26 protein-coding genes are annotated in these 26,095 nt (G+C 54.5%); 20 read left to right on the top strand and 6 right to left on the bottom strand.

Going from position 1 to position 26,095, the window contains the following annotated elements; genetic code table 11:
• The first annotated feature begins 67 nt into the window (after positions 1 to 67).
• From WMW72_RS17425 to WMW72_RS17460, 8 genes are all read left to right on the top strand, one after another.
• Positions 68 to 1,267: a cysteine desulfurase family protein gene (locus WMW72_RS17425; RefSeq protein WP_423227567.1), complete on the top strand. Its 1,200-nt coding sequence runs from the start codon at positions 68 to 70 to the stop codon at positions 1,265 to 1,267.
• Positions 1,264 to 2,478: a tRNA uracil 4-sulfurtransferase ThiI gene (thiI, locus tag WMW72_RS17430; protein WP_341416805.1), complete on the top strand. Its 1,215-nt coding sequence runs from the start codon at positions 1,264 to 1,266 to the stop codon at positions 2,476 to 2,478. The genes WMW72_RS17425 and thiI overlap by 4 nt, the downstream gene beginning before the upstream one ends.
• A gap of 25 nt (positions 2,479 to 2,503) precedes the next feature.
• Positions 2,504 to 3,166, top strand: coding sequence for a TerC family protein (locus tag WMW72_RS17435; RefSeq protein ID WP_341416806.1), 663 nt, complete (start codon positions 2,504 to 2,506; stop codon positions 3,164 to 3,166).
• 217 nt (positions 3,167 to 3,383) lie between these two features.
• Entirely contained in the window at positions 3,384 to 5,231 is a 1,848-nt protein-coding gene (gene typA, locus WMW72_RS17440) for a translational GTPase TypA (RefSeq protein ID WP_341416807.1), read from the top strand.
• Positions 5,232 to 5,358: 127 nt separating this feature from the next.
• Positions 5,359 to 5,628: a YlaH-like family protein gene (locus WMW72_RS17445; protein ID WP_341416808.1), complete on the top strand. Its 270-nt coding sequence runs from the start codon at positions 5,359 to 5,361 to the stop codon at positions 5,626 to 5,628.
• A gap of 24 nt (positions 5,629 to 5,652) precedes the next feature.
• Positions 5,653 to 6,141, top strand: coding sequence for a hypothetical protein (locus WMW72_RS17450; protein ID WP_341416809.1), 489 nt, complete (start codon positions 5,653 to 5,655; stop codon positions 6,139 to 6,141).
• 8 nt (positions 6,142 to 6,149) lie between these two features.
• A complete protein-coding gene (locus WMW72_RS17455) occupies positions 6,150 to 6,422 on the top strand; it encodes a hypothetical protein (RefSeq protein WP_341416810.1) in 273 nt (90 codons plus the stop codon).
• Between the two features lie 141 nt (positions 6,423 to 6,563).
• The gene (locus WMW72_RS17460) at positions 6,564 to 7,016 is read left to right on the top strand and encodes a pyridoxamine 5'-phosphate oxidase family protein (RefSeq protein ID WP_341416811.1); all 453 of its coding nucleotides are present in this window, start codon (positions 6,564 to 6,566) and stop codon (positions 7,014 to 7,016) included.
• A 70-nt stretch (positions 7,017 to 7,086) separates the two neighbouring features.
• Here the strand turns inward: WMW72_RS17460 and WMW72_RS17465 are convergent, their stop codons facing one another.
• On the bottom strand, positions 7,087 to 7,638 hold the full coding sequence (locus WMW72_RS17465; protein WP_341416812.1) for a YhcN/YlaJ family sporulation lipoprotein: 552 nt from the start codon (positions 7,636 to 7,638) through the stop codon (positions 7,087 to 7,089).
• Positions 7,639 to 7,747: 109 nt separating this feature from the next.
• On the opposite strand from WMW72_RS17465, the gene WMW72_RS17470 reads away from it, so the two are divergent.
• The gene (locus tag WMW72_RS17470) at positions 7,748 to 9,082 is read left to right on the top strand and encodes a PhoH family protein (protein WP_341416813.1); all 1,335 of its coding nucleotides are present in this window, start codon (positions 7,748 to 7,750) and stop codon (positions 9,080 to 9,082) included.
• Between the two features lie 92 nt (positions 9,083 to 9,174).
• On the opposite strand, the gene WMW72_RS17475 is transcribed toward WMW72_RS17470, so the two are convergent.
• The 3 genes from WMW72_RS17475 to WMW72_RS17485 all read right to left on the bottom strand — a co-directional run bounded on the left by WMW72_RS17475 (position 9,175) and on the right by WMW72_RS17485 (position 11,922).
• Positions 9,175 to 9,720 (bottom strand): hypothetical protein, encoded by a 546-nt coding sequence (locus WMW72_RS17475; RefSeq protein WP_341416814.1) that lies wholly within the window; start codon positions 9,718 to 9,720, stop codon positions 9,175 to 9,177.
• A 40-nt stretch (positions 9,721 to 9,760) separates the two neighbouring features.
• Positions 9,761 to 10,873 carry a hypothetical protein gene (locus tag WMW72_RS17480; RefSeq protein WP_341416996.1) on the bottom strand — a complete coding sequence of 371 codons (1,113 nt, stop codon included), beginning with the start codon at positions 10,871 to 10,873 and terminating at the stop codon, positions 9,761 to 9,763.
• 113 nt (positions 10,874 to 10,986) lie between these two features.
• Positions 10,987 to 11,922, bottom strand: coding sequence for a hypothetical protein (locus WMW72_RS17485; RefSeq protein ID WP_341416815.1), 936 nt, complete (start codon positions 11,920 to 11,922; stop codon positions 10,987 to 10,989).
• A gap of 92 nt (positions 11,923 to 12,014) precedes the next feature.
• Here WMW72_RS17485 and WMW72_RS17490 point away from each other — a divergent pair, with 92 nt between their 5' ends.
• Complete coding sequence (locus WMW72_RS17490) at positions 12,015 to 13,139, top strand: class I SAM-dependent methyltransferase (protein WP_341416816.1); 1,125 nt, start codon at positions 12,015 to 12,017, stop codon at positions 13,137 to 13,139.
• Between the two features lie 56 nt (positions 13,140 to 13,195).
• Here the strand turns inward: WMW72_RS17490 and WMW72_RS17495 are convergent, their stop codons facing one another.
• A complete protein-coding gene (locus tag WMW72_RS17495) occupies positions 13,196 to 13,426 on the bottom strand; it encodes a DUF2626 domain-containing protein (RefSeq protein WP_341416817.1) in 231 nt (76 codons plus the stop codon).
• 304 nt (positions 13,427 to 13,730) lie between these two features.
• Between WMW72_RS17495 and WMW72_RS17500 the strand changes: the two genes are divergently transcribed.
• The 10 genes from WMW72_RS17500 to WMW72_RS17545 all read left to right on the top strand — a co-directional run bounded on the left by WMW72_RS17500 (position 13,731) and on the right by WMW72_RS17545 (position 25,284).
• A complete protein-coding gene (locus tag WMW72_RS17500) occupies positions 13,731 to 14,372 on the top strand; it encodes an RsfA family transcriptional regulator (RefSeq protein WP_341416818.1) in 642 nt (213 codons plus the stop codon).
• A 173-nt stretch (positions 14,373 to 14,545) separates the two neighbouring features.
• The gene (locus WMW72_RS17505) at positions 14,546 to 15,541 is read left to right on the top strand and encodes a ketopantoate reductase family protein (protein WP_341416819.1); all 996 of its coding nucleotides are present in this window, start codon (positions 14,546 to 14,548) and stop codon (positions 15,539 to 15,541) included.
• Between the two features lie 27 nt (positions 15,542 to 15,568).
• Positions 15,569 to 15,964, top strand: coding sequence for a DUF3397 domain-containing protein (locus WMW72_RS17510; RefSeq protein WP_341416820.1), 396 nt, complete (start codon positions 15,569 to 15,571; stop codon positions 15,962 to 15,964).
• Positions 15,965 to 16,353: 389 nt separating this feature from the next.
• The gene (locus WMW72_RS17515; RefSeq protein WP_341416821.1) at positions 16,354 to 18,018 is read left to right on the top strand and encodes a peptide ABC transporter substrate-binding protein; all 1,665 of its coding nucleotides are present in this window, start codon (positions 16,354 to 16,356) and stop codon (positions 18,016 to 18,018) included.
• A 239-nt stretch (positions 18,019 to 18,257) separates the two neighbouring features.
• The gene (locus WMW72_RS17520) at positions 18,258 to 19,193 is read left to right on the top strand and encodes an ABC transporter permease (RefSeq protein ID WP_341416822.1); all 936 of its coding nucleotides are present in this window, start codon (positions 18,258 to 18,260) and stop codon (positions 19,191 to 19,193) included.
• The gene (locus WMW72_RS17525; RefSeq protein WP_423227560.1) at positions 19,190 to 20,107 is read left to right on the top strand and encodes an ABC transporter permease; all 918 of its coding nucleotides are present in this window, start codon (positions 19,190 to 19,192) and stop codon (positions 20,105 to 20,107) included. Before WMW72_RS17520 ends, WMW72_RS17525 begins: the two co-directional genes overlap by 4 nt.
• A gap of 28 nt (positions 20,108 to 20,135) precedes the next feature.
• Positions 20,136 to 21,167, top strand: coding sequence for an ABC transporter ATP-binding protein (locus tag WMW72_RS17530; RefSeq protein ID WP_341416824.1), 1,032 nt, complete (start codon positions 20,136 to 20,138; stop codon positions 21,165 to 21,167).
• The gene (locus WMW72_RS17535; protein ID WP_341416826.1) at positions 21,164 to 22,120 is read left to right on the top strand and encodes an ABC transporter ATP-binding protein; all 957 of its coding nucleotides are present in this window, start codon (positions 21,164 to 21,166) and stop codon (positions 22,118 to 22,120) included. The genes WMW72_RS17530 and WMW72_RS17535 overlap by 4 nt, the downstream gene beginning before the upstream one ends.
• Before the next feature lie 218 nt (positions 22,121 to 22,338).
• The gene (gene bshC, locus WMW72_RS17540) at positions 22,339 to 23,982 is read left to right on the top strand and encodes a bacillithiol biosynthesis cysteine-adding enzyme BshC (protein WP_341416827.1); all 1,644 of its coding nucleotides are present in this window, start codon (positions 22,339 to 22,341) and stop codon (positions 23,980 to 23,982) included.
• A 33-nt stretch (positions 23,983 to 24,015) separates the two neighbouring features.
• Positions 24,016 to 25,284, top strand: coding sequence for an adenosylhomocysteinase (locus WMW72_RS17545; RefSeq protein ID WP_341416828.1), 1,269 nt, complete (start codon positions 24,016 to 24,018; stop codon positions 25,282 to 25,284).
• A 276-nt stretch (positions 25,285 to 25,560) separates the two neighbouring features.
• On the opposite strand, the gene WMW72_RS17550 is transcribed toward WMW72_RS17545, so the two are convergent.
• Positions 25,561 to 25,950: a hypothetical protein gene (locus WMW72_RS17550; protein WP_341416829.1), complete on the bottom strand. Its 390-nt coding sequence runs from the start codon at positions 25,948 to 25,950 to the stop codon at positions 25,561 to 25,563.
• Positions 25,951 to 26,095 lie beyond the last annotated feature (145 nt).

Genomic DNA, 26,095 nt, shown 5'->3' on the forward strand with positions numbered 1-26,095 from the left:
TGTGGAAGGAGAGGATTGGTCTTGTTTTTCGTTAGATCAGTACTGTTTGGAAGCGAGGTTCAATAAATTGTTATATATGGATTATGCGGCGACCACGCCGATGCATCCTGATGTCATCGATACGATGACTCAGGTGATGCGAGATCATTATGGAAATCCGTCCTCCCTTCACCGGCTGGGTGTCGAGAGCGAGATGCTCCTGCGGCGCAGCAGGGAGACGATTGCAGAAGCATTGCGCTGCCGGCCGGAGGAGATCCGGTTCACTTCCGGCGGTACGGAGAGTAACAATGCAGCCATACGCGGGGCTGTTTATAAGCACCGTCATCGTGGGCAGCATATCATTACAAGCGCAATCGAGCATTCCTCTGTACACGAAACGTTCTGCCAGTTGGAGAAGGAAGGCTTTCACGTCACCTATGTCCCTGTCTCCCGGACTGGCCACATCGATCTGGATGCGCTGAGTGCCGCATTGTCGGACGATACGATTCTCGTGAGCCTGATGATGGTAAATAATGAGATGGGGAGCGTGCAGCCGGTACAAGCCGTAGGTGAGCTGCTGCGCGGCCGGCCTAAGACATTGTTCCACATCGATGCGGTACAAGCCGTCGGAAAGCTGCCGGTTATTCCTTCCGAGCTCGGCGCCGACTTGCTGACAGGCGCGGCTCATAAGCTCGGAGGCCCGAAAGGGGTGGGGCTGCTCTATGTGCGCTCCGGCCTGGAGCTGGAGCCTCTGTTGTTCGGAGGCGGCCAGGAATTCGGCTGGCGCTCCGGCACGGAGAATGTGCCGGCGATCGTGGGTATGGCCAAGGCCATCCGGCTGGCCGTCGGGCAGCAGGCTGCCTTTGCGGAGCGCACAGCCGCGCTGCGGACGGGTCTGGTCGAGGCGATCTCCCAATTCCCGCAGCTTCGATTGTCGGGTTCGGGAACAGTTACCGGCGAGGCCACGGGTGGAGAGCAGATAGCGCCCCACATCGTTCATTTCGTTTATCCGGGAATGAAATCCGAGGTGCTCGTGCATGCCTTCGAGCAGCAGGGCATCTGCGTGTCCGCACGCTCCGCCTGTTCGTCCTCGGTCGAGAAGCCGAGCCGGGTGCTGCTGGCGATGGGCTATAGCGCGGAGGAAGCGCTCGGCGGGATCAGGGTCAGCTACTCCGCTGACCAGGACCCGCTGGACACAGCGGAGAAATTCCGCATGGCGCTTACCGAGGTCATCGCCAGACTAAGTCCGCAAGCGGCGCCATCAGGCAGGAGAGGGAGAAGAAGATGAAAGAAACAGCTACGATGGCTATACTCCGCTATGGAGAACTGGTATTAAAGGGAAAGAACCGGCATCGGTTTGAGAAAACGGTGTACGAGCAGGTTAAGCGGGCCTTGCGCCCGTTTCCTTCGATCGGTTATGACCGGGAATTTGGACGGATTGTCCTGCATCTGAACGGGACACCCTACGAGGAGGCGCTTGAGCCGCTGCGCCGCATATTCGGCCTCGCCTCGATCAGCCCCGCGGTTACCGTTGAACTCGAATCGCAGCATATCCAGGAGGCCGCAGCCGAGATGATGCAGGAGCTGGAGCCATCTCCGGCTACCTTCAAGGTTACCGTTCGGAGGGTGAACAAACGGTTTCCTCATGATTCCCAGGAGATGAACCGGATCGTCGGAGGCGCCGTGCTGCGGGCGATGCCTGGACTTCGGGTGGACGTGCATCAGCCAGAGGTCGAGCTGAAGGTAGAGCTACGCGAACAGGGAGCGTGGCTCTATGCCCGGACGGACGAGGGAGCGGGCGGCTTTCCGTACGGCTCCAACGGACGGGGCATGCTGATGCTGTCCGGCGGCATCGACAGCCCGGTGGCGGGTTATCTGGCGATGCGGCAAGGCCTGCGGGTGGAGGCTGTTCATTTCCACAGTTACCCCTACACCAGCGAGAAATCGCAGCAGAAGGTTCGCGATCTTGCGGAGAAGCTTACGGCGTTCGGCGGATCGGTGCGGCTGCATATGGTGCCCTTCACGGAGGTGCAGACGCGCATTCATGCCGCCTATTCGGATAATCTGCTGATTACGCTGCTCCGCCGGGCGATGTACCGGATCACCGAGAAGCTGGCCGAAGCCTCTGGTGCCGGTGCCATCGTAACTGGAGACAGCCTGGGCCAGGTGGCCAGCCAGACCTTGTCCAGCCTGGATGCAATTGGCCGGGCCGTCCAGTTGCCTGTTCTCCGGCCGCTGGTCTTTATGGAGAAGAAAGAAATTATCCGCATCGCGGAGAATATCGACACCTTCGAGCTGTCCATTCTGCCCTATGAGGATTGCTGTACGCTGTTCCTGCCGCCGAGTCCGAGCACGAATCCGAATCTGAATGTCATTCGCAGCATTGAGGCGAATATGCCTTGGCTGGATGAGGCGATTGCGGATGCGGCTGCACGCACGGAATCGATCTGGATTGAGAGGGGACAAGTTAAAGAGGATCGCTTCGCCTCGTTTTTCTAAAAGCTGATCATACGGAGGGCTGCACATGTTCTGGGAAGGTCTGCTGCTGTTTTTCGAGATTATGCTGATTAATATCGTGCTGAGCGGAGATAATGCGGTTGTCATCGCGCTCGCCAGTAAAAACCTCCCGGCGGCCCAGCGAAAGCAGGCCATCTGGTGGGGGGCGTTCGGCGCGATCGGCTTGCGTGTCGTGCTGACGATTGTAGCGGTCTATGTGCTTAACATTCCTTATATCCAAGGAGTCGGCTCGCTGCTGCTCCTGTGGATTGCCATCAAGCTGCTGGTCGATGACGAGGGCCATGCGGACGTGAAGGAAGCATCGACGCTCGGCAAGGCGATTGGCACCATCATCCTCGCGGACCTCGTGATGAGTCTCGATAACGTGCTGGCCATTGCTGCAAAGGCCAAGGGGGAGATCGGGATTATTATTCTGGGCATCGGGCTCAGCATCCCGATTATCATCTGGGGCAGCAATCTGGTCGTGAAGCTGCTGAAGAGGTTTCCGCTGCTCGTCTTTCTGGGAGCCGGTATTCTGGGCTACACCGCAGGCGAGATGTTTCTGGCCGATACGAAGGTCTCGCATCTGCTGCTGGGCGACACGCCCCATTTCATCGTGCCCCTTGTGGCGACGGTCATTGTGATCACCAGCGGGCTGATCAAGAAGCTGATCACCCCCAGACATGCGTAGCCGCTGCGGATTTGCGGAGATGGCTGGAATAACTGCCAAGGCTTGTGAGAGTAAGCGTTTCATCCAAAATTCGACGTAAAATGCGGGCTTCTTCCTTGCCTTTTGATCCAAACGCACGTATAATAAATTCGAATGCTAGCGTCGGCGCTTCGGTGGTCGGCGCTTCTTTGATGAACGGGCTGGACAGCCAAACCAGAAGAGAGGATTTTGTACACTTATGCATGCAAGAGAAAAGATCCGCAATATTGCCATCATCGCTCACGTCGACCATGGTAAAACAACGCTCGTCGATAAGCTGCTCCAACAGTCCGGAACATTCCGCGACAACGAAGCCGTACAGGAGCGCGCCATGGACTCCAATGATTTGGAGCGGGAGCGCGGCATTACGATTTTGGCGAAAAACACTGCGATTAATTACAAGGAATATCTGATTAATATCATGGATACGCCGGGCCATGCCGACTTTGGCGGCGAAGTAGAACGGATTATGAAGATGGTTGACGGCGTACTCCTGGTCGTCGATGCCTTCGAAGGTACGATGCCGCAGACGAAGTTCGTACTTCGCAAAGCACTCGAGGCGCATCTGACGCCGATCGTTGTCGTGAATAAAATCGACCGTCCGAATGCACGTCCAAGCGAAGTGGTCGATGAAGTATTGGATTTGTTCATCGAGCTCGGCGCCGATGACGACCAGCTGGAATTCCCTGTCGCTTATGCTTCCGCACTGATGGGTACATCCGGTCTGGAGCCAGACCCCGACAAGCAGGAACACAACATGCAGGCGCTGTATGAGACGATTGTTAATCATATCCCGGCACCGACGGAGAACGTTGAGGAGCCGCTGCAATTCCTCGTTACGCTGATGGATTATAATGAATACCTGGGCCGTATCGCGATCGGCCGTGTCAACCGCGGAATCGTGCGCCAAGGCCAGCCAATCGCCGTCATCAACCGCGAAGGGCAAGTGAAGCAGGCAAGAGTTGAGAAGCTGTTCGGCTTCCAAGGTCTGAAGCGTTTGGAGATCGAAGAAGCGGGAGCGGGCGATATCGTCGCGATTTCCGGTATCAAGGACATCAATATCGGCGAAACGCTTGCTGATCCGGCGAACCCAGAGGCACTCCCCGTTCTGAAAATCGACGAGCCTACGCTGCAGATGACGTTTGTCGTTAACAACAGCCCGTTTGCCGGCCGCGAAGGCAAATTCGTAACTTCCCGCAAGCTGCGTGAGCGTCTGTTCAAGGAACTGGAGACCGATGTATCGCTTCGCGTAGACGAAACCGACAGCCCGGATGCATTCATCGTGTCTGGCCGCGGAGAGCTGCATCTCGGGATCCTGATCGAGAACATGCGCCGCGAAGGCTTCGAGCTGCAGGTTTCCAAGCCTGAGGTTATCATCAAGCAGATTGACGGCCAGAAGATGGAGCCGATCGAGCGCATGGTTATTGATGTGCCGGAGGACAGCATGGGTGCCGTTATGGAAAGTCTGGGAACCCGCAAGGCCGAGATGGTCAATATGATCAACAACGGTAATGGCAACGTACGTCTGGAGTTCCTGATTCCAGCCCGCGGCCTGATCGGTTACCGCACTTACTTCCTGACGCTGACGCGCGGCTACGGCGTCATGAATCATGCCTTCGACAGCTACGGCCCATTCCTGGGCAGCGGTCTAGGCGGCCGTCATGAGGGTGTGCTGGTTTCCAGCGAAACCGGTTCGTCCACCTTCTATGGCATGTTGTCTGTTGAGGACCGTGGTATCCTGTTCCTCGAGCCAGGTACTGAAGTGTACGAGGGTATGATCGTTGGCGAGCATAACCGCGATACCGATATCATCGTCAATATCTGTAAGGAAAAGCAACTGACCAACGTTCGTTCCGCTACCAAAGAAGAAACGGTCAGATTGAAGACTCCTCGCATCCACTCCATGGAGCAGGCACTTGAGTACCTGAACGATGACGAATACTGTGAGATTACACCGAAGTCGATTCGTCTGCGGAAAAAAATCTTGAATAAGAGCGAGCGCGAGCGTGCTGAGAAGCATCGTAAGACGGCTGAAGCCAACGCGTAAGTTCATGCATAGAAACGGAGAAAGCTCTGAGCGATCAGAGCTTTCTTCGCAATATGCGGAGTTTGCAGCATGAGCGTGTCGTATCCAGAAATTACAATGAACTGACTTAGGGGAGGTGTTCCTTGCTATGACGGACTGGTTCCGCGAGTATCCATGGATCGCATATATCCTTATTTTTGTGCTGATTACTTATGTGTACAACAAAGTATTCCGCTCCCGCAAGCTGCCGCTGCTGAAAGATGCCATCATTTATTTGATGCTGGCGCTCGGATCGGTTATGCTGCTGTTTTTTCAATTGGCGGGTTTGCCCATCATTATAAGTCTGTCGGTCGCCGTAGGGCTGATGCTAATGGTTAGAATCCGTTATTTCGTCCAGGAACGGCAACAACGGAAATAGGCCAAGTCCCGGGAGGAAAGCCTTATGACGACGTATTGGCTGGTGCCTGTAAGCTTGGAAGGGCCGGCGGTTATTTTCGGAAGCGAACGCTTTCAACTGGAGCCTGAGGAACTGCGCATGCGGTTCAGCCGCTCACTGCAAGGCGTCCATCCCCGGCTGCTGCTGCCGTTCAAGGCGCATCTGCTGCTGTCTGATGCGGAGGCGGAAGCCTGTGGAACGGATGAACTGCCATTTGCGCTGGGCGATGCTGTTGATATTGTGCTCTATGCTGAGGGTAAGCTGCCCAAGGCCATATCAGAGCCGGATAGCCATTCTGCTGGCGATTTGCTGGCTCACGGAGCCTGGGAAATATCCCACTGTGCGGGCGCTTACCTCTCCGGTCTAATGTCACCGCTGGAGGCTGAGGACAAGCTGAAGCTTGCCAAGGAGGAGCCGGGAGCTGAGGCATGGTATGCTGCGATACGCAGGTGGCTGTCTGAAGGACGCAGGGTGATGATGTTGAGGGAGGATTGAGGCGGATCATGAAGCTGCAAGATGCGATATTCAACTGGCTGCAAATCAGCATGGTGTCGGAAGCCCGCCCGGAAGACGGGGCTGCTAAAGAGACAAAGGATTTTTTCGAATTGATTCTTCGTGAGGATCACAAGCTGGAGCAATTCAGCTACGCATGCGATGAAGACGTTTGCATCATTGAATATAAGCAGGAGGGAGAGCTCGCGAAGGTCCGCTATGACCGGGAGCTGGCCGAGCAATTGCTGACCGATATTATTTCCAATCCCAAATATAATGAATGACATATCTCCCTTCATGTTTAGATAATATAAATCATATGGACGTGAAGGGAGTGTTAAGTTGGTTTGCCGTCAGTAGCTGTTCCATCTACCCTATGGTATAATCGAGGTGCAACAGTGATTTCTATCACGGGAGGGGACCTTATGGCAGAAACGGTCACAGCTTTATCCGACCAACTGATTGAGCACCTGCAGCAAGAGGCGTTGACGCTGCTCAGCACGATTGATCATGAGCACGGCTCGCCGACGATGAACGCGGTCTCCTGGTTGTTTGCCAAGGACGCTTCCACGATTCGCTTTGCCGTGGATCAGCGTTCGCGTATTGGAACGAATATCAAGGTCAATCCGCTTGTGACCTTGACTTATGTTGGCGCTGGTTCGGTCCATGCCATCTATGGCAAAGCCCGCCTAGTCGCCGAAGCGCTTGAGGAAGTACCCTTTAAGCTAGTTTGCTTTGATATCAATATAACGGAAGTACGCGATGCGATGTTTTACGGGGCGCGTATTTCGGTTCAACCTGAATATGAGAAGACGTATGACAAGCGTGCCGCGGATAAGCTGGACACGCAGGTGTTCAGCGCCATGAGAAAAGCCTAGAGCCGATTAACGTTTCTAGGCTTTTTGATTACCTTATCTTGGCACCGCAGCAAGTACAGGGCGGGACAGCTTACAGCGAACGATTCGGAAGCTGAGGCTCAGCCTGGGCCGGCGGATTCTCTATCGGATCCACATCCCTTGGCATCTGCGGGATGATTCTGCCGATGATGGCTGCCATTTCCTCAGCCATGCCGTTAAGGCCCCGGCCGCTTTGCATCTGATCCCGGATTTTATGCAGGCGCTGGCCGAGATCCATATCGGCAGTCACAAAAGCATCTACGCCGTAGGGGTCTTTCTTGAGCGCCTCGGCAACTGAGAGCTTGACGGTACCGACTTTGGCGCGGTCCAGGTCATGAGGCACATTGATGCCAACAATGGCTGTGTTTCCGAATACGACGCAGTTGGCACTTTCCACATTGGGAACCGTAGCCGCGATTTGTTCCAGACGCTGAGCGACCGCTTGCTTATCTGTAATTTCTTTCTTCTGGGGGGCCGTTTGCTGAACCCTCACCTGTCTGTTGACATCCTGGGTTTGGGAAGGGGCGGCGCCGGGTTTCCCCGGGGAACTGCAGCCTGCAAGAGCGGCTGACAACAACAAGATTACCGAGACAAACTTCATCATGGATCATCATTCCTTTCTTTGCGGTATCAGCTTTGGCTAGTTTGTCCTTACAGGCTATTTACTATGTAATGCGCTTTGAGCCAAACACCAAACCCTGGGAGGGACTCGCATGAAAAAAATATATGTATTGGACACCAATGTGCTGCTGCAGGATCCCAATGCGATTTATGCCTTTGATGATAATGAAGTGGTCATCCCCGCGGTGGTCTTGGAGGAAATTGATCTCAAGAAGCGGAATGCAGACGAGCTCGGGCGCAATTCCCGCCAAATTTCCCGTATGCTGGACTCGCTCAGGGAAGGCGGATTTTTATATGAAGGTATCGAGCTGCCCAATGGGGGCCGCTTGAAGGTTGAGCTGAATCATAAGAGCTTTGCGAAGCTGCAGGAGGTATTCGCAGAGGCAACCAACGACAACCGCATATTGGCGGTGGCGCTAAACTACCACTTGGAAGAAAAAGAAAAGTCCGTTCCGCGCCCTGTCATCCTGGTCAGCAAGGATATGCTGGTCCGGATCAAAGCCGATGTGCTCGGGATTACGGCACAGGATTATTTGACAGACCGGGTCGTGAATGTAGCGGATGAGATTTATTCCGGCCACCTGAACCTGCACGTGCATCCGGCCATTATCGACGAATTTTACTCATACAGGTCCCTAAGCGTTAGTTCCCTGAACCTGACCTATCCGCTGCATCCCCATGAGTTCGTCATCCTCAAGGACGAGATGGGCACCAGCAAGTCCGCGCTGCTCAAGGTGAATGCGGACGGGAAGAAGCTGGAGCCGCTATATCTGAGCAATGACCCCGTCTGGGGCATCGCCGCCCGCAACGCCCAGCAGCGGATGGCACTGGAGCTGCTGCTTAACGATGATATACCGCTGGTTACGCTGACGGGCAAGGCCGGCACCGGCAAGACGCTGCTGACGCTTGCGGCCGGTTTGATGAAGGTGGAGGATGAGCGCAAGTACAAGAAACTGCTGATCGCCAGACCCGTCGTGCCGATGGGCAAGGATATCGGGTACTTGCCAGGGGAGAAGGAAGAGAAGCTCCGCCCCTGGATGCAGCCGGTCTACGATAACCTCGAATATTTATTCGATACGAAGAAAACTGGCGATATTGACAAAATATTGGCCGGTCTGGGCAGTATCCAGGTGGAGGCCCTCACGTATATCCGCGGACGGTCGATTCCTGGTCAGTTTATCATTATCGACGAAGCGCAGAATCTGTCCAAGCACGAAGTCAAGACGATCGTCTCCCGGGTGGGAGAGGGTAGTAAGATCGTACTGCTAGGCGATCCGGAGCAGATCGATCATCCGTATCTGGACGCTTCAAGCAACGGTCTGACGTACGTTGTGGAGCGGTTCAAGGAGCAGAGCATTAGCGGGCATATCATGCTGGAGCGCGGAGAGCGTTCCCATCTGGCTCAGCTGGCTGCGGATTTGCTATAAGCACAGGCATTATCTTGATGGGTTGCACCAAAAAGCCGTACGACGCCAGCAATCGCGTCGTACGGCTTTGATTTGTGCTGGGCGGCTGCGGCTTAGGGCCGGTACAGCCACTCGACCCGGCATCCGTAGGCTCTGGCGATGCCTTCCGCCAGTTCGTCATGCTGTGCTTCGAGTGCGAATACGGGGGACCCGTCTGCATCCCGCCAGTCGCCCAGCATATGCTCTCCGAGTTGTGCTACGGCGGAAGCCGGGTTGAAGCTGCGTACGGGTCTGACAGGCTCCTCAGAAGCCTCCTGGAGGCGGAAGAGAACGGCAAGCTCCGCGTACAAGTAGCAGATGCCCTCCAGTCGGCTCACGAAGCCGAAATCTGTGAACGTGGCTCTAGTCCGCAAGGAGCGCGGCAGGCGAAGCAGCTTCAGCTCCTCGGCGGAGGCTTCGTACGCCTCCGCAAGCTGCCGGGCTTCCTCCATATCGTCAGCCGAGGTGAAGACTAGCAGCTCCTTGTCCTGATCGTATCGGATGTTCCTGTTCTTCAAGGCTTGCAAGATCGGCTCGAAGCCGTCGGTACGGGCTTGGTTGGGCGGGCTTAGCTCCAGGGCATAGGCTAGGCGGAACAAAAAATCGACTTGGCTAGACATGATGAAGCATCCATCTCCCTCGTGTGTGCATGGATTTTCCTTACAGGACAAGCTTCAGTACGATCCGAAGCACACCTTCCTCCAGCCGGACATCGGTCGCCTGAAGAACGGGAGCCAACTTCTCGGGATAGATGCTGAGATCCACACTTTTCTCCAGCGATTCTACGGTCGTCGAGGGAAGCAGAAAGCCGTTAAAGCTCAGCTCCTCAATGCGGAACCGGATAAAAGGCTTAGCCTTGGGATCTTCCTTATAAGCAATCGAATAGGAGCCTTGCACGGACAAATCCATGCCTTCGTGACTACCGGAAGCTATGACTTTACCCGTCGTAAACTTGAATGTGAGATGCTGGAACATCGGGTGCTTGGAGCGCAGATAATCGTTAAGCTCGCTATCCGTCAACTGAAAGGTTGAGTTTAATCCATTATCGAATAAACTGAGGTTTTTGCTCTTGGCTCCGGACGTGCCGGGCGACATCGCCTGGGGCAATTCCTGCATCGCCTTGGCCAGCTCGTTCAAGTACGCTTTGAAGGCCGGGAGGCCCTGTTCAAGCCACTTCCGGTTTAAATCGAGCATCTGCGCCTGCAGTGTGGCGGCTTCAGCGTCAGAATGGGCCCGAGCCGCCACCTGCTTATCGAGCTCGGCTTGGAGGGCTATCTGCTTGTCCCGCTGGTCCTGGAAGCGGCGCTTGGCCGTTTGGAGCGCCAGCCCCGATTCAGCCAGCTCTTGCTTGTATTGCGCTTGCTTGCTATAGGCTTCCTTATGCCGGGTTAAAGCGACCCTGTCGTTCCCGAGAATCATCTGTAAATACTCGAAGATCGCCAGCCCGTCCGAAAATGAGCGTGCCGAAAACAGCAGCATCCAAAGGGAATCCCGGTCTCCCATATAATAAGCGCGTACGACCTTGGCCGCGTGCTCACGTGTCGTCTGCACCGCTCCGGCTGAGCCTGCGAGATCGGCCTCCGCTTTGGCTATGCGGACCTGCAATTCGCTCTCGAGTCCTTCGATCCGCTTCAGCTCCTGGTCGATTTCAAAAATCGTTAGTCCTTGCTGCAGCAAATCGCGGTTAGGCTGAGCGGTCTCTGCAGCGACAGGGTGCAGGACTGAGAGGCAGGAAGCAGCCAACAGCAGTACGGTCAGCAATCGTGTTCGCATCTTCACCAATTTGTCCCTCCAATCCTCTCAAGTACAGATTATCATGGGAGCAGGGAAAACATGACAATAACTTCAAAAAAAGCTGCCGACGCATGATCGGCAGCCCTGAAACTTTATTTACCCGGTGCTTTGGGGAGAAGCTTCAGAATATCCGCGAGGGGCTTTGCCTGCTTGGGTGGTTCCTTGGAGAAGGCCGGAGGCTCGTTCACGGCGTCCGTCCGGTGTGTCCAGGTTACGGTATGCACAGGTCCGCCTTCCTTGAGGCTGAAGCGGAGCTCGCCCTTCTGCTGCCGGATGAAGCCTTGGGCGTCGATCCAGATATCCAAGGTAGATGGGGCAGCCAACTGCAGCGAACCGAGCGCTTCCTTCCATGCCTTGGTCTGAGCATCGCTCAATAATCCGCTTGTCGTCCATTCCTCGAGAGCGGCGGGGATCGCCTGGGCTAGATACTCAGAGACCTGCTTCCGGTTTTTATCGGTAACCTGCAGGGTGATTCGGGTGGCAGTCTCTCCGGTTGCTAGCTTCTCGTCCTTGCCGCCTGCTTCCAGCCATGCCGGGTCAACCCCCTGCAGCAGCTTGGAGCTTACAGCGGCAGAGAGCCGTCCGGTCTGATTCAGCCGTTCGGGCTGCGCGGTCAATGGCACCGATACATATTCGTCGGCCTTGCTGATGATTGGCAGGTGTAGGTATAATTTGTTATCTTTAAGTACAACGGGCATATCGAGTCCGGTATCGGACCCTTTCGCCGAGAGCTTGAAATCCGCCTCGGCCTGCGCAGGCTCCTTCAATGAGGCTTTGCCCTGATACGTAAGCTTACCTTCCTTGAAGGCGGAGAGCATAGCGGCGGTCAATGGCTGAGCGCCTTGAAACAAGGACGGGTCCAACTGAAAGCCGGCTTCCCCGGCAAATTGATAGCTTTGCATCTGTTCCTGCTTGGCTGCGGCCTGCAGCCATTCATCCTTTAACTGCTTGCGGTCGGTACAGCCTGAGATGAGCAGTACCGCGAAGCCGATAACGGCCGCTTGACGAATAAAACGCGATGGATTCAAGGCTGCTGCTCCCTTCTGTTTAAACTACCGTATTATTATAACGATTCAGGGAGAGTTTGTCTGTAGGAAGATAGGAAGAGGAGGCGAATCGGATGTCACAAGCAGCAGGTGTGGAAGGAAATACAGAGCTGCTTAGGCGAATAGCGCTTCGTCTGGAGCAGAGCCCGGACGGCTGGCTCTCTTTCCGCGATTATATGGAGATGTGTCTGTATGAGCCGGGTTGCGGTTATTATACCAGTGAACGGGAAAAGCTCGGGCGAACCGGCGATTTCTATACGTCCTCATCGCTAGGAGGGCTGCTGGGCGAATGCTTGGCCCACTACATAGACAGGGAGATGAATCAGGCCGAAGGCCCGCTGCATCTGGTGGAATGGGGGGGCGGCAGCGGCCGGCTGGCCCGGCAGGTGCTGGAGGCGCTGCAGGAGCGAAATCCGGCTTTATACGATAGGCTCACGTATACTGGAGTCGAGACAAGCCCTTATCACCGGCGTCTCCAGAACGAAGCGCTGCAGGCTCACGGAACGCGTATCCGCATTATTCCGCCTGAGGCTTGGAAACCTTCGTCTGGACAGGGACGGACGCTTGTGTTCTCCAATGAGCTGCCGGATGCGTTCCCCGTACACCGGGTCGTATACCGGCCGGAGGGGTGGATGGAATTGGGCGTTAGACGGAGAGTCGTGGACGGACAGCTGGAGGAAGCGGAGAGGCCGGTAAGCGGAGGCGAGCTGGAGCATTATATAACCTCCGAACGATTGCCGCGGCGTGAGGGACAACGCTTTGAAGCGGGATTGGACGCGCTTCGCTGGTACAGAAGCCTAGCCTCCAAGCTAGCGCCGCAGAGCCTCGTTGTGACGATCGATTACGGCGATGTACGGGAGGAGCTTCACGCGGCTCACCGGATGAACGGGACGCTGCTCTGCTACCGTCATCATGCGGCCAGCGATACGCCGCTGATTGACGCAGGTGAGCAGGATATGACGGCGCATGTCAATTTCAGCGCATGGATGGAGACGGGAGAGAGGGCTTCGCTGTCAACCGTGACGTACCAGACACAGAAGCAGTTTCTGGTGGAACAGGGGATTTTGGGCCTCCTGCACGATCATGACGCCAGGGACCCGTTCTCCGAGACGGCCAAGCGGAACCGGGCGATCCGGCAGCTGCTGTTGTCCGACTCGATGAGCGAGCTGTTCAAGGTGCTGATCCAAATAAAAAAGTGAGCCGCATGCCATCATGCGTCTCACTCTGTTTGGCGTTCTTTCGATTTTCGTTCCGATTAGATGGACATCTTGAAGAATGACCAATACGTAACACCAGTGAACGAGAGAATCATGTAACCCCAAAATAATAATATGTAGGTGCGCTCGGACAGCTTCAAGTAACCAAGCAGTACGAAGACGGCAGTCTGAGCGAAAAAGACCAAAGCCATCGGAATCAAATCCCCAGCCAAAGCCATTAAGCCGATAGCGAGCGTCCAGAAGCCGAGTACGCGAAACATGCGATCCATTGTGCATCCCCCTCTCTACAGTCACGTTTCGAAATGAACATTACTATCCAACATTATAACGAAAGCACGGTTTCGTGTAAATGTCCAATCGGTGACGAATTTAAGTCATTTGCAGATGTCTTCTTATAGTATGGGCGCAAATCTGAGGAATGATGTATGAAGGCTGAGAAAAATGGCAATACAAATTACTAGAAAAGTATTCTATGAACTCTACCACAAGCATAGAGTTAAAGTAATACAACACGTTCAGCTATAGTTCAATCATAGATGATGAATAACGCGAGGGGTTAGGAGGCCTGCATGGATGACGGCAATTAGACAGGACGCATGGAGCGACGAGGACGACTTGATCTTGGCGGAGGTTACGCTTCGTCATATTCGAGAGGGAAGCACGCAGCTTTCCGCTTTTGAGGAAGTAGGAGAAAAGATAGGCAGAACGGCTGCAGCTTGCGGCTTCCGCTGGAATAGCTTTGTACGGAAAAAATATGAAGCGGCGATTCAGATTGCCAAGGCACAGAGACAAAAGCGGAGCCAGCAGCGCAAGCATTCGAATGCATTCGCAAGCGTTTCCGGTGCCGTCGAGGTAGCCGAGCCGCCAGGACTGCGTTCCGACGGTGTGGTGGAGGAGCTGTCGATCGACGCGGTCATTCGATTTCTCCGGCAGTGGAAAGGCAGCTACCAGGAGATGGTCCGTCATCTTCGGCAGCTTGAGAAGGAGATCAATGAGAAGCATGACGAGCTGGAGAAGCTGCGCGGGGAAAATGATCTGCTGAGCAGGCAGGTGAACGCTGTATCGACGGATTACCGGGTCGTCAACGACGATTACAAAGCGCTGATCCAGATCATGGACCGTGCCCGCAAGCTGGCGTTTCTGGCCGAGGAGGACGACGAAGCCAAAGCGCGATTTAAGATGGACGAGAACGGAAACCTGGAGCGAATCGATTAAGCAATCGGGTCTGCATACAGAATCATAGGGAAGCCTCGGAATGGGAGTGCGGAGCACGTATCCGTCTATCATTCCGGGGCTTTTTGCGTGCCTATGTTTTTCTCTGGCGACAGCTACGATGAGTAAGAGCTATAATGAGAACAGAATAGGTTGTTTGCGAAGGGGGAGCAAGTGTGAGCCGCTATACGTTGATTGGCGCCGGAGCGTTAGGCATCTTGTTCGCCGTCAGACTGGCCCGGACGGGGGTATCTGTCGAGATGGCGGTGCGCCGGGAGGAGCAGGCCAGCCTTATTGCCGGGCGTGGACTCTCGCTGCTCGAAGCGGGAGAGCACGAGCTTGTGGCAGAGCCGTCTGTACGGTTGCTATCAGATCCAACGGTTAGAGTCAGAGGGGGGATAAAGGAAGCCGAGGACGCCGGACGGGCGGACGGCCCCCACTTCATCATTCTGGCTGTCAAGCAGCATGCCATAACCTTGGAGCTGGCCGAGAGCATACGGGGGCTAATGGGGCCAGACACCTGGGTCGTCTGCCTGCAGAATGGCATCGGGCATGCCGAGAAGCTGGCCCGAAGTATCCATCCGGAGCGTCTGCTGCTGGCTGTAACGACGGAGGCCGCGCTGCGGTTATCGGATAGAGCCTCCTCCCACACCGGACAGGGGGAAACTCATATCGGCTCGTTCACCGATGGGCTAGAGGCCCAGCTTAGCCAGGCAGCCAAAAAAAAACTTGTAAAAGAGCTGGAAATGGCAGGATTCCGCAGTTTTCTGTCGAATAACATCAAAAGCCGTATTTGGCAAAAGCTGCTGATCAATGCCGCGATAAATCCGCTGACAGCGATTCTGCAAGTACATAATGGAACGTTACTTGAGCTGGATGGAGCCCTTGAGCTCATGCATGAGCTGGTGAATGAAGGCACTCGCCTTGCTGAAGCTTACGGCATCGGGCTGGAGAATGACCTGTGGCTGACTGTCCGGGAGGTATGCACGCGTACCGCGGCCAACCGCTCTTCTATGCTTCAGGATCTGGGAGCAGAACGTCCGACCGAGATTGAAGCGATTACGGGCAGTATGCTGGAGCTGGCCCGTGAATCAGGGCTCGAACTGCGCTCTCATCAGAGCGTGTACCTGCTTGTGAAGGCGCTGGAGAGCCGCAAAGCTGCAAACGATTGAACCATTAAGGTCGAATCGGGTGATGGTATGAATGTGATATGGAATCTGCTTCATCAATTGTATACTTTGCTTGCGCTTGTGCCGTTTGTGGCTTTTTTTATCACTTGGTTCATCGTATACCGTATGACCGGCGATAAGCGCAGAGCGACGCATCTCAGTATGGACATCACCACGCTTTTTCTAATCGGTTCGGTAGGCTTTATCAGCCGCAATTTATTCGGCTCTGCTTTTTTACTATGGATGATTATTTTGCTATTTTTGGTGGCGGCTGGACTGCTCGGCAGTATGCAGACCCGGATGAAGGGGCGCGTTAACCTGATGAAAATTACCAGGACGCTGTCCAGACTCGGGTTTCTCATATTGACAGCCTGCTACGTGCTGCTGCTAGTGGTCGGGATCGGGACGTATATGTTTCAATCGTAAGCTATGCCCCTCCGGAAGCAGGGTACATAACGGAATATCTGCTTTTTTACGACCTACATACGCATAAAAAGATACCTGAAAAGGGAGCCTAATCCATAGGCTCTTTTTTTGTTTTTGTGACCAAATGAAGTCTACCATTTTGTAATTTCTAACAAGAATTGACCAATGACAAAAAATAGTACTAGATTTTATTAACCTTCGGTTGTATAATTTCTCATTGATAACGGTTACAGATGTTTACAAAATGTCGAGAAATATGTATGATCAAATGGCTGTCTTTATTTGACCATGTAATTGACCGCGAATTGACCATGTAATTGACCAGATGATAATTCTGGAATATTTTTCAGGATTAACATATAATTACATATTCACAAAGGAGGATTCATATGAAGTTGAATAAACTTCTAGTTCTGGCTTCTGTTACGGCCATGCTGGGCGCAACCGTTGCCGGATGCTCAAGCAGCACGACACAGGAACAAGGGGGCGGCGCAACAAACAACAATAAAGCGCCGGCGCAAGAAATCCGTATCAATTTGGCGGCAGAACCGCCGGCATTGGATAGCTCCATTGCTACTACAAACCCATCATTCACGATCCTCAACGCTGTCAACGAAGGCCTGTACCGTTTGGATGCGGACGGCAAGCCGCAACCTGCTCTGGCCAAGGAGCTTCCTAAAATTTCGCCTGACGGCCTCGTATATACCGTCACGCTGCGCGACGGGCTGAAATGGGCAGACGGATCCGCTCTGACTGCCAATGACTTCGTTTGGGCTTACCAGCGTACACTGGACCCTGCTACCAAGGCCAAGTATGCCAGCATGCTTGCTTGGATCAAGGGTGGTAATGATCTGAACAAAGCAAAGCCTGAAGAGCTGGAAGCTAAGAAAGCTGCTCTGGGCATCAAAGCTAAGGACGACAAAACGCTGGAAATCACGCTGGAGCGTCCGGTTGCGTTCTTCGTAGACCAATTGGCTATGCCATTGTTCTTCCCGCAAAAAGCTGACTTCGTCACCAAGCAAGCCGACAAAAACGGCGCAGATGCGGACAAGGTTCTCGGCGCAGGTCCTTTCAAGCTGGAGAAATGGGATCATGAGCAGCAGCTCGTTATGGTTAAGAACGAAAACTATTGGGACGCTGCCAACGTGAAGCTGAACAAAGTGACCGTCAACATCGTGAAAGACCCTAACACGTCGCTCAACATGTTTGAAACGAACCAAGTGGATCTGACTGTGCTTCGCGGTGAGCAAGCTAAGATGTTCCAAGGCAAGCCTGAGCTGGCGATCAAGAAAGAATTCGTATCCGCTTATGTGATGTTCCAAAACAAGAAGAACCCGGCGTTCGGAAACGCAAAGATTCGTCAAGCGCTCGGTATGGCGATTGACCGCAAGGCCTACAACGAAGTCGTACTCGGCGGAACGTCGATCCCTTCGACAGGCTTGGTTCCGGGAACGATGCTCGACGGCAATAAGCAAGAATTCCGTAAAACAGCTGGCGATACTCAATCCGCTTTCGATGTAGCGAAGGCCAAGGCGCTGCTGGCTGAAGGTCTGAAAGAACTGAACATGACGGCACTGCCTAAGTTCAAGCTGACTTCCGACGATACCGAGACTTCGAAGAAAACGATCGAATTCATTCAAGCTCAATGGAAACAAAACCTCGGCGTTGACGTCGACGGCGAGCCGCTTCCTTTCGCGCTTCGTGTGAAAAACATGCAGGAAAACAACTTTGACGCTCTGATCGCACTGTGGGGCGCGGATTACAACGACCCGATGACCTTCCTCGACATGTGGTTGTCCGATAACAAATCGTTTAACTACGTGCAATATAACAGCCAAGCGTATGACGATCTCGTAAAAGGCGCTGACAAAGAAGTAGACTTGGCCAAACGCGCCAAGCTGCTTGCCGATGCTGAGAAGACGCTGATGACGGATGCTCCGATCTATCCGCTGTACTTCCGTACAAGTCCTTATGCGAAGAACGCTAACGTGGACGGGCTGATTCTGCCTGCTATGTCCAAAGAGTGGGAGCTTCGCTGGGTTAGCATCAAGTAATACGTCTGCCCGAGCTGTGTGAAGTGAAAGAGGGGGGCCGTTCTGATCTTGGAGAACGGCCTCGCTTTTTGCTCGTCATCCCCCGATTCGTGAGGGATCAGGCAATGCGGAGCTGTTTCTCAAACATAGCCTCTTCGGATGACTATGCTTGCGAAGCAGCTCGGCTGCCAGTGGCCGAGCTGTCCGCTATGAAAGTGACTTCGATTCAGTAGTTTTCTTACTAGTTCAGGAGGTGTGCCATGCTTCGTTACTTGCTGCGGCGTCTGGTTTATATGGTGATCACTCTGTGGCTGATCGTAACGTTTACATTTGTTCTGATGAAGAACTTGCCAGGCGATCCGTTTGGGGAAGACTCACAGAAAATGACCGCCGAACAGCGCCAGATTTTATATGCCCAGTATGGTCTGGATAAGCCGGTTTGGGAGCAGTATCTGAAATACATGAATAATGTCCTACATGGCGATCTGGGCGTGTCTTATGCATTCCCGACTCGTAAAGTGACCGACATCATCCAGCAGGCTTTTCCTGCGTCGCTTGAGCTGGGGCTTTGGGCGCTCGCCGTTGCGATTGTGGTCGGACTTATCTTGGGTATTATCGCCGCGCTTAACCATAATAAGGGTCTGGACGTAACAGCGATGTTCACGGCGATCGTGGGGATTTCGATTCCATCTTTCGTACTGGGGCCGCTTTTGTCTTATTTTGTCGGGGTCAAGCTCGGCTGGTTGCCTCCGGGCATGTGGACCGGCCCTTCATCGCGGATCCTGCCGGCGCTTGCCTTATCCTTCGGTACGATTGCCATCCTAGCCAGGCTGATGCGTACCTCGATGCTCGATGTCTTGAATCAGGACTATATCAAGACCGCTAGGGCTAAGGGGTTATCCTCATCGACTATCGTTATACGGCATACGATCCGAAATGCTATTCTGCCGGTCGTTACGGTACTTGGTCCTGTATTTGTCGGTCTGATTACCGGTACGCTCGTTATCGAGCAGATTTTCGTCGTACCTGGACTGGGCAAGCATTTTGTGCAGTCGATTTATTCCAATGACTATACCATGATCACGGGCTTGACGATTTTCTATGCATTTATACTCGTGGTTGTGCTGTTCATTACGGACATCATCTATGGATTGATTGATCCGCGGATTCGTCTGACGAAGGGAGCAAGCAAATGATGCGCGTGTCCAAAGAGCTGTTTCAACCCGCCTCACGTGAGCAGATCGGCCGCGATGCCATCGTGCGGCCTTCGCTGACTTATTGGAAGGATGCCTGGAGGCGCCTGAAGAAAAATAAGCTGGCCATGTTTGGTCTCATTACGCTCTGTACTTTGGCGCTGCTGTCGATCTTCGGGCCGATCTTCTCCAAGTTCGACTATGCTACCCAGAATTATGATATCAAGAACTTGGGTCCTTCCGCTGAACACTGGTTCGGCACGGACGACTTCGGCCGCGACCTGTGGGTCCGGGTATGGTGGGGGACGCGTATATCGCTCGCCATCGGGCTTACGGCAGCGCTGCTCGACTTGGTGTTCGGCGTGATTTACGGAGGCGTCTCGGCATACTATGGGGGACGCGTTGACGATATTATGCAGCGGATCATCGAGATCGTGTATTCGATTCCTTTTCTGCTGATCTCCATTTTGCTCATTATCGTATTAGGACCGGGCTTCAAAACCATCATTATTGCGTATGCAATAACCGGATGGGTACCCATGGCGAGGCTCGTACGCGGTCAAGTCCTGCAGCTCAAGGAGCAGGAGTACGTACTCGCGGCCAGAACGCTTGGTGCTGGCGGGGCCCGCATCATTTTGAAGCATTTGGTGCCTAATGCGCTCGGTTTGATTATTGTTCAAATTACATTTATCGTGCCATCGGCGATTTTTGTAGAGTCCTTCTTAAGTTTTATCGGTCTTGGTATACGGGTTCCGCTCGCTTCGCTCGGCTCGCTTCTCTCCGACGGTGCGAACTCGATCCGGATGTACCCGCACCGGGTCGTTTCCCCGACGATTATTTTCAGCTTGATTTTGATGAGCTTCAACCTGCTCGGCGACGGTCTGCGTGATGCTCTCGATCCGAAGATGCGTAAATAGGCAGTCATTCATTCGGAGGTGACTATAGATGAGTAAGAATAAACCGATATTGGAAGTTAAGGATCTGCGGGTATCCTTCCGCACGTATGCCGGTGAAGTACAAGCGGTACGCGGCGTATCCTTTCATTTGAATAAAGGTGAGGTGCTCGCCATCGTGGGCGAATCCGGTTGCGGCAAGTCCGTTACGGCGCAAACGATCATGCGGCTGATTCCGACACCTCCCAGCTTTATTAAAAGCGGCTCGATCCTGTTCGACGGGAAGACCGAGATCACCAAGCTGTCTAACTCCAAGATGGAGAAGATTCGCGGCTCTGAAATGGGCATGATCTTTCAGGACCCGATGACATCGCTGAACCCGACGATGACCGTAGGCAAGCAAATCACGGAAGGTCTGATCAAGCATCAGGGTTTGAGCCGCGTTGCAGCTGATGAGCGGGCGCTCGAAATCTTGACGCTGGTCGGGATCTCGAATCCGCAAGGACGCATGAAGCAGTATCCGCATGAGTTCTCTGGCGGGATGCGCCAGCGCGTGATGATTGCCATTGCGCTCGCATGTAATCCGAAGCTGCTTATCGCCGATGAGCCGACGACAGCGCTCGACGTGACGATTCAGGCACAGATTATTGATCTGATGAAGAAGCTGTCGGAGCAGACGGACTCCGCGATCATCGTCATTACCCATGACCTGGGCGTCGTGGCGGAGATGGCGCAGCGGGTTGTCGTGATGTATGCAGGCAAAGTCGTGGAGCAAGGAACGGTGGATGAAATCTTCTATCGATCCCGGCATCCGTACACCTGGGGACTTCTGCGTTCCGTTCCGCGTCTTGATCAGGAGAAGAACAGCGAGCTGGTGCCGATACCTGGCACGCCTCCCGATCTGTTCGCTCCGCCGAAGGGGTGTGCGTTCGCTGCGCGGTGTCCATACGCGATGAAGGTATGTCAGGAGTACGATCCGGAACAGACGCAGCTCACCGAGACGCATTCTGCGGCCTGCTGGCTGCTTCATGAGGATGCACCGAAGGTTGAGCGCCCGGTAGAAGCGGGAGGTACGGCACGATGAGCAAACAACCGATTCTGGAAGTGAAACATTTACAGAAGCATTTTGATCTGGGCAGCGGTAAAACGCTGAAGGCTGTGGATAATCTAAACTTCTCGATCGACCGCGGGGAAACCTTCGGGCTGGTCGGTGAATCCGGCTGCGGCAAGTCGACGGCCGGCCGGACGATCATCCGTCTGTACGAAGCGACGAACGGCGAGGTGCTGTTCAACGGCGAGAACGTTCATAAGCTGCGCGGACGCAAAATGCAGGAATTCCGCCGCCAGATGCAGATGGTGTTCCAGGATCCCTATGCATCGCTCAATCCGCGGATGACCGTAGGCAATATCATCGCCGAAGGGCTGGATATTCACGGCATTATCTCCGGCCGTCAGCGCAAGGAGCGCGTGTCTGAGCTGCTGGACGCGGTAGGTCTGAACGAAGAGCATGCGAGCCGTTTCCCGCATGAATTCTCTGGCGGTCAGCGGCAGCGGATCGGGATTGCCCGGGCGCTGGCCATCGAGCCGCAGTTCATCATCGCGGATGAGCCGATTTCGGCCTTGGACGTGTCTGTACAAGCACAGGTCGTCAATCTGTTCAAGAAGCTGCAGAAGGAACGCGGCCTTACGTATCTGTTCATCGCGCATGACCTGGCGATGGTTAAGCATATCTCTGACCGGATCGGTGTGATGTATCTCGGGAAGCTGGTTGAGGTGACGACTGCGGAGGAGCTGTACGCGAATCCGCTGCATCCGTATACCCAATCCCTGCTGTCCGCGATTCCGATCCCCGACCCGGAAATTGAGCGTACGCGCGAGCGGATTATTCTCGAGGGCGAGATCCCAAGCCCGCTGAATCCGCCGAGCGGCTGCCCGTTCCGGACCCGCTGCCCGAAGGCGATGCCTGAATGTGCGGCTGCGATGCCGGAGTTCAAAGAAGTGAAGCCGGGCCATTTTACCGCGTGTCATTTATATTAGAAGAAACAGGCTTGCCGTGAACGCTTCGATGCGTTTCTGGCAAGCTTTTTTTGTCATTCATGAGCTGGCGGGGATTATAACAGGGCTTGTCTCATGGGAGATTACCCAGCGTGTTGTTTTCTTTTGACGATTCTGGTTATCCTGTGTACAATAAAGTTGTTTGCAGCCTTACGTACAAACGGGAGGCAACTAACCAAACATAAGAGAGGCGGGCGGGTATGTTACGGATGGACGAGATCGACTGGAATTCCGGCCAGCCTTTGACGGACGACTACATACGTCGGTATGCCCAGACGGGCGAACTGTTTGATTATAATCCTTGGTCAGCCTCCGGCTGGGAGCAGCGGGCAGCCTGGCTGGATACAGAGCGTGCCTACGGGGCAGACCGCGGCAGGTTGGCTGATGCACTCTATGCGTTCAATGAACGCGCAGGCAATGGGCTTGAGGCTTTGAACGCGATCGAGCGGCTGCGGGATCCCCGTGCGCTTTGCGTGGTAGGCGGACAGCAGGCGAGCTTGTTCACGGGTCCGCTGCTCGTTCTCTATAAGGCGGTCTCTCTGATCCAGGCGGCACGTCAGGCGGAGGCGAGGCTTTCCCGGCCTGTGATTCCGGTATTCTGGATTGCCGGCGAGGATCATGACTTTGAAGAAGCCAATCATGTCCAGGTGCTGACCTCGGACAACAAGCTGGAGAAGATCAAGCTGGCGCATCCGGGCGGCCCACGCACATCTGTGAGCCGGACAGTGATTACGGCGGAACAATGGGAGGAAGCGCTGGCCCTGTTCGAGCAGTCACTGATGCCCACGGAATATAAGGAAGGGTTTGTCGCGCGGCTGCGCGCGGCTGTGCAGGGCTCCTCATCGCTGGTCGATGCGTTCGCGCGGCTGATGGCGTCGCTGCTGGGCGGCGAAGGACTGGTGCTGCTGGATTCCGACGACCCCGCGCTGCGGGAGCTGGAAGGACCGATGTTCCGAAGGCTGGTGGAGCAGAGCGGCGAGCTGAACCTGGCTCTGGCGGAGGGAAGCAGCAAGCTGCAGTCGCTAGGCTACGAGCCTCAGGTAGAGCTGCACCCGCGGGGAGCTAATCTATTCGTTTACGATGACGCCGGAGAGCGCATCCTGTTGTATGCGGACGAATCGGGAACGGGATTTACGGACCGCCGAGGCGAGCGCCGCTTCAGCCGGGATCAGGTGCTGCGGTGGGCAGATGAAACTCCAAGCCGACTGAGCAATAATGTGCTGACGCGTCCTCTGATGCAGGATTACCTGCTGCCCGTATTGGCTACCGTATTAGGTCCGGCCGAGATTGTATATTGGGGACAAACGAAGCTGGCGTTTCATAAGCTAGGTATGCGGATGCCGGTCGTTGCTCCTCGCCTCGTGTTCACCCTCCTCGAAGGCTCTGTTCAGAAAAATATGAAGAAGCTCGAGCTTACGCTTGACGACGTGATGGAGCGGTTGGAGGAGAAGCAGGAGGCTTGGCTGCGACAGCAGGATGAATGGCAGGTGGAGCGCCGGTTTGCAGAGGTTGTAGAGCGCTTCAAGGCCGATTATGAGCCGCTGGTGGCTTCGCTGGGTCAGATTAACCCTGGGCTGCAGGCGCTGGGAGCGACCAATATCGGCAAGATCGTCGAGCAGATGGATTTTTTACGCAACAAGGCAGAGGACGGACTACGTACACAGAACGAGGCTGGACTTCGCCAATTTGCCCGTGTAGGGCAATCCCTGAACCCTGGGGGGAAACCGCAGGAGCGGGTGCTGAATATAGCAGCATATTTGAACAAATACGGGGAGGACTGGCTGTTTGAGCTAGTGCGGGCGAATGTTCCCCTCGACGGCAAGCTGCGTATCTGTTATATGTGATATAGGTGGAATTATATTTAGGAGGTATGCACATTGGCTAATAGCACGGAAAACCGCAGTATTATTCGCGACATCGCGCTCGCACCCGAGGGACATTTGAAAATCGATTGGGTTAATGCCCATATGCCAGTATTGAATAAGATCCGTGAGCAATTCGAGAAAGAGCAGCCCTTCAAAGGGTTGAAGGTAGCGATTGCCCTTCACCTAGAAGCTAAAACCGCTTATCTGGCCAAGGTTGTGCAAGCGGGTGGCGCCGATGTAACCATTTGCGGAAGCAACCCGTTGTCTACCCAGGACGATGTATGTGCGGCGCTGGTGGAAGACGGCATTACCGTATTCGCGAAGTACAATCCGGACCCTGCCGAATACAAGGAACTGATGATCAAGACGCTGGAGACCGAGCCGGACCTGATTATCGATGACGGCGGCGACCTCGTGACGATCCTTCATTCCGAGCGTAAGGATCTGGCTAAGAATGTACGGGGCGGCGCTGAAGAGACGACGACTGGCATTCTGCGTCTGAAGGCGCTGGAGAAGGAAGGCCAGCTGCAATTCCCCATGGTGGCGGTTAACGATGCCTACTGCAAACATTTGTTCGATAACCGTTATGGCACCGGGCAATCGGTCTGGGATGGCATCAACCGGACGACGAACTTGGTGGTTGCGGGTAAAACCGTCGTTGTCGTCGGCTATGGCTGGTGCGGCAAAGGCGTAGCACTTCGTGCAAAAGGATTGGGCGCGAACGTCATCGTTACGGAGATCGATGCGATCAAAGCCGTGGAAGCGTATATGGACGGCTTTGCCGTGATGCCGATGATTGAGGCTGCCAAGCTGGGTGACTTCTTCGTCACCGTGACGGGCAACCGCGACGTGATCCGCGGCGAGCACTACAAAGTGATGAAGGACGGCGCAATCTTGTCCAACGCCGGTCATTTCGACGTTGAGGTGAATAAGCCGGAGCTTGAGGCGCTGTCCGTCTCCAAACGTACGGTACGTCGCAACATCGAAGAATACACGCTGCAGGACGGTCGCAAGTTTTACATTCTAGCGGAAGGCCGTCTCGTGAACCTGGCCGCTGGCGACGGACATCCTGCGGAAATTATGGATATGACGTTCGCCCTGCAGGCAGTGTCCTTGAAATATGTGAACGATAACTACAAGCAGATCGGCAGCAAGGTTGTGAATGTGCCTTACGAGCTGGATGAGCAGGTCGCTCGCTTCAAGCTGGCGGCTCTGGGCTTCGGTATCGACGCGTTGACCGATGAGCAGAAAAACTACCTGGACAGCTGGACTGAGCATTAAAAACAAACAGGCCTGGCGCTTCTAGCGGCAGGCCCTACATAACCCGTACATGCGAAAGAACCGTCCGTCTATGAATGTGCATAGCGGGCGGTTCTTTCGCATGCCTTGCAATTGTGAATGAGCGTACAGCATGAACCGGCGCCTGGTTCAGATCAGCATGTAATATGGCTTCCGGGGCTACCGTCGCGTATCCCCTGCTAATCCGAATAGGCCGCTTCAAATCAGATTTCCTGAAGAGGATGCTTGACCCGATGCATGATGGAGCAAGGCAATCGCCTACCTCTGATAAACGGATTTGGTAACAGCCGTCGTCGTCTTCGTATTTGTCTTCTCGCCTGTTCCCTGCTTCTGAACAGGGGGAGCCTCCGTCTTCGGAGGGGATGGCGGCTTGGTCTCGCTGCCCTGCTGGTTGCCTCCCGGTAAGGTCACCGTGTTGCCGCCTCCTGTTTGTGAGGGGGCAACAGGAGGAATAATCTGCTGCTGATCGGAGACGGAGGGGGTATCCGCTGCCTTCACCGGTGCGCTGTTGAGCGGCTGATTGGCTGCTGATGCGGGTCGCGCTCCCTGCTGGCGAATGGATTGTTCCCAATGCCGATTGCCCCAAACCATGACGATAATAAAGATGACGAAGAGAATAATGACACTCCAACGTTGTGCGTTAATCATGAGAAGCCGTCCTCCTGCTAACTCCGGTATTCGTAACTAGAAGTATAGCACAATTTTACCAGGAAAAAACGCTTAGGTGTAAAGCTGATGCAACAACCGGCGGATCTTGTGCGTTAGAGGGGTAGCGGGTGTATATATTTCCTCG

It is taken from the genome of Paenibacillus filicis, from assembly GCF_038070315.1.
Lineage (GTDB): Bacteria > Bacillota > Bacilli > Paenibacillales > NBRC-103111 > Paenibacillus_G > Paenibacillus_G filicis.

Coding starts and splice junctions, on each gene's coding strand:
- WMW72_RS17480 (WP_341416996.1), bottom strand. CDS start 10,873: ATGCGAACACGATTGCTGACCGTACTGCTGTTGGCTGCTTCCTGCCTC.
- WMW72_RS17495 (WP_341416817.1), bottom strand. CDS start 13,426: ATGGATCGCATGTTTCGCGTACTCGGCTTCTGGACGCTCGCTATCGGC.
- WMW72_RS17450 (WP_341416809.1), top strand. CDS start 5,653: ATGACGACGTATTGGCTGGTGCCTGTAAGCTTGGAAGGGCCGGCGGTT.
- WMW72_RS17535 (WP_341416826.1), top strand. CDS start 21,164: ATGAGCAAACAACCGATTCTGGAAGTGAAACATTTACAGAAGCATTTT.
- WMW72_RS17475 (WP_341416814.1), bottom strand. CDS start 9,720: ATGTCTAGCCAAGTCGATTTTTTGTTCCGCCTAGCCTATGCCCTGGAG.
- typA (WP_341416807.1), top strand. CDS start 3,384: ATGCATGCAAGAGAAAAGATCCGCAATATTGCCATCATCGCTCACGTC.
- WMW72_RS17470 (WP_341416813.1), top strand. CDS start 7,748: ATGAAAAAAATATATGTATTGGACACCAATGTGCTGCTGCAGGATCCC.
- WMW72_RS17445 (WP_341416808.1), top strand. CDS start 5,359: ATGACGGACTGGTTCCGCGAGTATCCATGGATCGCATATATCCTTATT.
- WMW72_RS17530 (WP_341416824.1), top strand. CDS start 20,136: ATGAGTAAGAATAAACCGATATTGGAAGTTAAGGATCTGCGGGTATCC.
- WMW72_RS17500 (WP_341416818.1), top strand. CDS start 13,731: ATGACGGCAATTAGACAGGACGCATGGAGCGACGAGGACGACTTGATC.
- WMW72_RS17455 (WP_341416810.1), top strand. CDS start 6,150: ATGAAGCTGCAAGATGCGATATTCAACTGGCTGCAAATCAGCATGGTG.
- WMW72_RS17460 (WP_341416811.1), top strand. CDS start 6,564: ATGGCAGAAACGGTCACAGCTTTATCCGACCAACTGATTGAGCACCTG.
- thiI (WP_341416805.1), top strand. CDS start 1,264: ATGAAAGAAACAGCTACGATGGCTATACTCCGCTATGGAGAACTGGTA.
- WMW72_RS17435 (WP_341416806.1), top strand. CDS start 2,504: ATGTTCTGGGAAGGTCTGCTGCTGTTTTTCGAGATTATGCTGATTAAT.
- WMW72_RS17515 (WP_341416821.1), top strand. CDS start 16,354: ATGAAGTTGAATAAACTTCTAGTTCTGGCTTCTGTTACGGCCATGCTG.
- WMW72_RS17490 (WP_341416816.1), top strand. CDS start 12,015: ATGTCACAAGCAGCAGGTGTGGAAGGAAATACAGAGCTGCTTAGGCGA.
- WMW72_RS17525 (WP_423227560.1), top strand. CDS start 19,190: ATGATGCGCGTGTCCAAAGAGCTGTTTCAACCCGCCTCACGTGAGCAG.
- bshC (WP_341416827.1), top strand. CDS start 22,339: ATGTTACGGATGGACGAGATCGACTGGAATTCCGGCCAGCCTTTGACG.
- WMW72_RS17465 (WP_341416812.1), bottom strand. CDS start 7,638: ATGATGAAGTTTGTCTCGGTAATCTTGTTGTTGTCAGCCGCTCTTGCA.
- WMW72_RS17510 (WP_341416820.1), top strand. CDS start 15,569: ATGAATGTGATATGGAATCTGCTTCATCAATTGTATACTTTGCTTGCG.
- WMW72_RS17550 (WP_341416829.1), bottom strand. CDS start 25,950: ATGATTAACGCACAACGTTGGAGTGTCATTATTCTCTTCGTCATCTTT.
- WMW72_RS17520 (WP_341416822.1), top strand. CDS start 18,258: ATGCTTCGTTACTTGCTGCGGCGTCTGGTTTATATGGTGATCACTCTG.